Genomic DNA, 4841 nt, shown 5'->3' on the forward strand with positions numbered 1-4841 from the left:
ATAAATCGTTATGGTGATTACTGCTTGCTGATAAACGCAGATAATTCGTCTACTGAAATCTCAGTTGACTCACCAGTTTGACGAATTTTCACTTCGACGATTCCTTCGTCAGCTCGTTTTCCGACAGTGATGCGGATTGGAAGGCCGATTAAATCTGAATCAGCGAATTTTACGCCGGCACGCTCAGCACGGTCATCATAGAGCACTTCATAGCCTTCCGCTTTTAAATCGGCATACAGCTTTTCAGCAAGCTCTCTTTGCCCATCGTTTTTCATGTTCAAAGCAAGAATATGAAGATCGTACGGCGCAACGCTTTTTGGCCATATTAAGCCTTTTTCGTCGTGATGCTGTTCAGCAATAGCAGAAAGCGTTCTTGACACACCGATTCCGTAACAGCCCATCAGCATTGGCTGCGCGCGTCCGTTTTCATCTAAATATGTCGCATTCATCGCTTCTGAATAGCGTGTTCCGAGCTTAAAGACTTGTCCGACTTCGATTCCCTCAGCAAAACGGATCGTTCCCTTGCCGTCTGGTGAAGGATCACCTTCTTTAATAAAACGAAGATCAGCAAATTCTTTAATTTGCGCGTCACGATTCACATTGACATTTTTATAATGATGATCTCCTTCATTTGCCCCGGCAACAGCATTAACCATTGCTTTCACAGCTTGATCGGCATATACTTCCACATCCTGATGAATACCGACAGGGCCTACAAAGCCTGGCTCTGTTCCGAGCTGCTGAATGACCTCTTCATGTGTAGCAAGCTCTACAACTTCTGCATGAAGCAAGTTTTTCACTTTAATATCGTTAACTTCATGATCCCCTCTTACAAGCACTAAGACAAAACGGTCATCAGCTTTAAACAATACTGACTTAATGCACGCTTCAGCCGAAACCTGTAAGAACGCAGTCAGTTCTTCGATTGTTTTCACGTTAGGCGTATGAACCTTCTCTAGAGCTTTAGGCTCTTCATCTGAAGGAACTTCCTGGTGAAGAACTTCAGCCATCTCGATATTAGCCGCGTACTGTGATTCATCAGAATACGCAATCGTATCCTCTCCGATCGCAGAAAGTGCCATAAATTCGTGCGTATCCTTTCCTCCCATTGCGCCTGAATCAGCGATAACAGGTCTTACATTAATGCCGCAGCGGGCAAAAATATTAGAATAGGCCTCGTACATTTTTTGATACGTTTCATCCAGGCTCTCTGCAGATGCATGGAAAGAGTACGCATCCTTCATAATAAATTCGCGGCCTCTTAACAAACCGAAGCGAGGACGTTTTTCATCTCTGAACTTAGACTGAATTTGATAAAGAGTCAGAGGGAGACGCTTATAAGATTTAACCTCATCGCGAACAAGCGAAGTGATAACCTCTTCATGCGTTGCCCCTAAAGCAAATTCACGGCCATGACGGTCTTTTAGTCTCATCAGTTCGGGACCATACGTATACCATCTGCCTGATTCCTGCCATGTCTCTGCCTGCTGCAATGCGGGCATGAGCATTTCTACGGCATCAATTTTCTCCATTTCCTCTCGAACAATCTGCTGAATGTTTTGAATCACCTTATACGCAAGAGGCATATAGCTGTATACCCCGCTCGTATTCTGTCTGATAAATCCTGCTCTCAGAAGAAGCTGATGACTTTTTGCTTCGGCATCAGCTGGAACTTCACGGAGCGTAGGAATAAGCGTCAAGCTTTGTCTCATTTCTTCGCACCTCTGATTGATTTACTTTTCGTTTACAAAAACAGCCGCTGGATATCGTTCCATGTGACAACCAGCATAAGAAGCATTAAGAAAGCTACTCCGATAAACACAACAAATGCTTCTTTTTCCCTGTTAATCGGTTTGCCCCGAATCGCTTCAATAAATAGAAACAACAGTCTTCCTCCGTCAAGTGCCGGAATCGGAAGCAGGTTGACAATCCCAAGGTTAATGCTTAAAAACGCCGCAAACTGAAATAAGTTCACGATCCCTGTTTTCGCCACTTGGTCTGTCATGTCATATATGCCGACAGGACCTGACAGCATATCGAGTTTAAATTGGCCTGTTACTAATTTGCTCAGATTGGTTAAAATGGCTTTGGTGACATCAACTGTTGATGTCGCGCCGTAAGCAACCGCTGAGAGTACGCCTTTTTCAGTCGGCGCATAGGAACCGAAACGTCCGATTGTTTTTTTGTTCTCATCTTTAACAGCTTCCGGAGTCACCGAAATATGAAGCGTTTTGTTATCTCTTTTTACTGCAACGTCCATTTCTTTCTCCGGGTTTTCTTTTACAGCGGAGACAATGTCAGTCCAAGACCTCATTTTCTCTCCGTTAATGCTTTGGATATAATCCCCTTCTTTTAGCCCTGCTTCAGCCGCCCGTCCATTGTCTGTCAGCTGCCCGAGCATAGGTTCATTTGACGGTACGCCTTGAATCAGCCCAAGCATCACTAAAATGACGTAAGCTAAAATAAAGTTCATAATCGGCCCTGCAGCAATTGCTTTAATCCGCTGCCATACAGGTTTGGAACCAAATTGGCGATTATACGGCGCAATCTGCACTTCTTCTCCGTCTACAATAAAAAAGGATGTTTCGCTGACAGTAAAGCTGGAAAGTTCGTCCTCTTTCCCCTGTTCATAACCGGTGATCTTCATGTCATGCTCTAGATCCGCTGTTTCCACTTCAATGACTAATGCATCCGGATATTTTTCCTTTTGATTGATGATGACTTTCTCAACTTGATCTTCCTTATTAAACAGAAGCCCGACCGTGTATCCGGGTTTCACCTCAATCATTTCCGGATCTTCGCCGGCCATACGAACAAATCCGCCGACCGGAAGCAGCCTGATCGTATAAACTGTTTCATTTTTTTTGAAAGAAAAAATCTTTGGACCGAAGCCGATCGCAAATTCACGGCAGAGAATTCCCGCTCTTTGGGCTAGCAATAAATGGCCCAGTTCATGGAAGAAAACGAGCGTTCCGAAAATAATGATAAACGCTATAACTGTATTCACGAACATACCACCTTATGTGAGTATTGAATTGACGTATCCCCGGGTATCTTTGTCCACTTCTTGAATGTCCGCCAGGCTCGGTTTTTTCAGTAATTGATGGCGGGTTAGTGCCTTTTCGATACAGTCTTCAATAGCCAAAAACGGTATCTTGCCAGCTAAAAAGGCAGCGACAGCTACTTCGTTTGCCGCATTTAGCACTGTCGGCATTGTTCCTCCTATTTTACCTGATTCAAAAGCAAATTGTAAGCATCGGAACCTGTCAAAATCAGCTTTCTCAAAATGAAGGCTGCCGATTTCCCATAATTCAAGCCTTTTCGCATCTGGTAATGGCAATCGGTCAGGATAAGTGAGCGCATATTGAATGGGGACTCTCATATCCGGAGTTCCGAGCTGTGCGATCACACTTTTATCATGGAACTCAACCATTGAATGGATGATGCTCTCCTTATGTAAAACCACATCAATTTGTTCATAAGGTATATCGAAAAGCCAGTGTGCCTCGATCACCTCTAATCCCTTATTCATCATTGTAGCCGAATCAATTGTAATTTTTGCACCCATTGACCAGTTTGGATGTTTTAATGCATCTTCAACTGTTACTGATTCGAGCTCCTCCCGCGTCTTGTCCCGAAAACTTCCGCCGGATGCCGTAATGATGAGGCGTTCAATGTTTTTAGCCTGTTCGCCTTGAAGAGCTTGAAAGATGGCTGAATGCTCACTGTCAACAGGCAGCAGCGGAACATCATATTTCTTAGCATGTTCTTTTACTATATGCCCTGCAGTGACAAGAGTTTCCTTATTTGCAAGCGCAATTGTTTTTTTCTGTTCAATTGCCTTTAACGTCGGGATAAGGCCGACGCTTCCAAGCAAAGCGTTGACAACAATGTCAACCTTCTCCATCACTGCTGCTTCTATCAGCCCTTCTTCTCCCAGCCCGATTTGGCATTCAAAAGAAAAAGACATTTGTTTTAATTTATGATATGTATCCAGATCACCGACAGAGACAAACTTCGGCTGAAAGACCTCAATCATTGGAACGGCCTTATCAATATTTCTGCCAAACGACATAGATACCAGCTGAAATTGGTCTTGATGTGCACGCAGTACATCAAGAGTCTGTTCGCCGATTGATCCTGTTGCTCCTAAAAGACAAATATTTTTCAAAGTTGCCACTACTCCTATTCTTATTGCTGCATGATCAGTCTCATATTCATATTAGACTTTTTTATGAAAAAAGGGCAAGCAGAAAGTACAAGAAAGGCATGACAAACAAGAAACTGTCAAAACGGTCTAATATACCGCCATGCCCGGGAAGAATATTCCCAGAATCCTTTACATCGTAATGTCTTTTCAAGGCGGATTCCACTAAATCTCCAAGTTGTCCGAAAACAGACAAAAACAGCGTGATCAACAGCAGATAGATATACGGGATCGGAAGTTGTGCAACAAGCTGAAAAATCGTCGCCAATACAAGTGCGATGACAATTCCGCCTGCAAACCCTTCCACTGTTTTATTCGGACTGATTTCAGGCCACAGTTTCCGCTTCCCAAGCGATTTACCGACAAAATAGGCACCGGAATCGGTGGACCAAATGACAACACACGCATAAAAAATGTATGTTAATCCGTATTGGTCAAGATTTCTGATTTCGATAAAATAATGAAAACACATTCCGATGTAAATTGCTGCAAGCGTAATAAACCCGACTTCATCAAAAGTAAAGGTGTTCTTGACCAACACTGTGTAAGTCAGCAATAGCAGTACCGCAAATAAAGCGATTTCCATTTTGGAAATTCCGTCCGCTTCAAAAAACGAATACTGGCTTGGCAATAG

The 4841-nt window shown here is 43.4% G+C and carries 4 protein-coding genes; all 4 read right to left on the minus strand.

Features of this window, described 5'->3' with window-relative positions:
- Positions 1 to 17: 17 nt before the first annotated feature.
- Positions 18 to 1712 (minus strand): proline--tRNA ligase, encoded by a 1695-nt coding sequence (proS, locus tag RAC86_RS35380; protein WP_003231918.1) that lies wholly within the window; start codon positions 1710 to 1712, stop codon positions 18 to 20.
- A 32-nt stretch (positions 1713 to 1744) separates the two neighbouring features.
- Positions 1745 to 3013 (minus strand): RIP metalloprotease RseP, encoded by a 1269-nt coding sequence (rseP, locus tag RAC86_RS35385; RefSeq protein ID WP_010886508.1) that lies wholly within the window; start codon positions 3011 to 3013, stop codon positions 1745 to 1747.
- 6 nt (positions 3014 to 3019) lie between these two features.
- A complete protein-coding gene (gene dxr, locus RAC86_RS35390) occupies positions 3020 to 4171 on the minus strand; it encodes a 1-deoxy-D-xylulose-5-phosphate reductoisomerase (protein ID WP_377886682.1) in 1152 nt (383 codons plus the stop codon).
- Positions 4172 to 4232: 61 nt separating this feature from the next.
- A partial coding sequence (gene cdsA / locus RAC86_RS35395; RefSeq protein WP_377886683.1) for a phosphatidate cytidylyltransferase occupies positions 4233 to 4841 on the minus strand: 609 nt, incomplete at its 5' end.

Source organism: Bacillus sp. LR_5 (assembly GCF_042709275.1).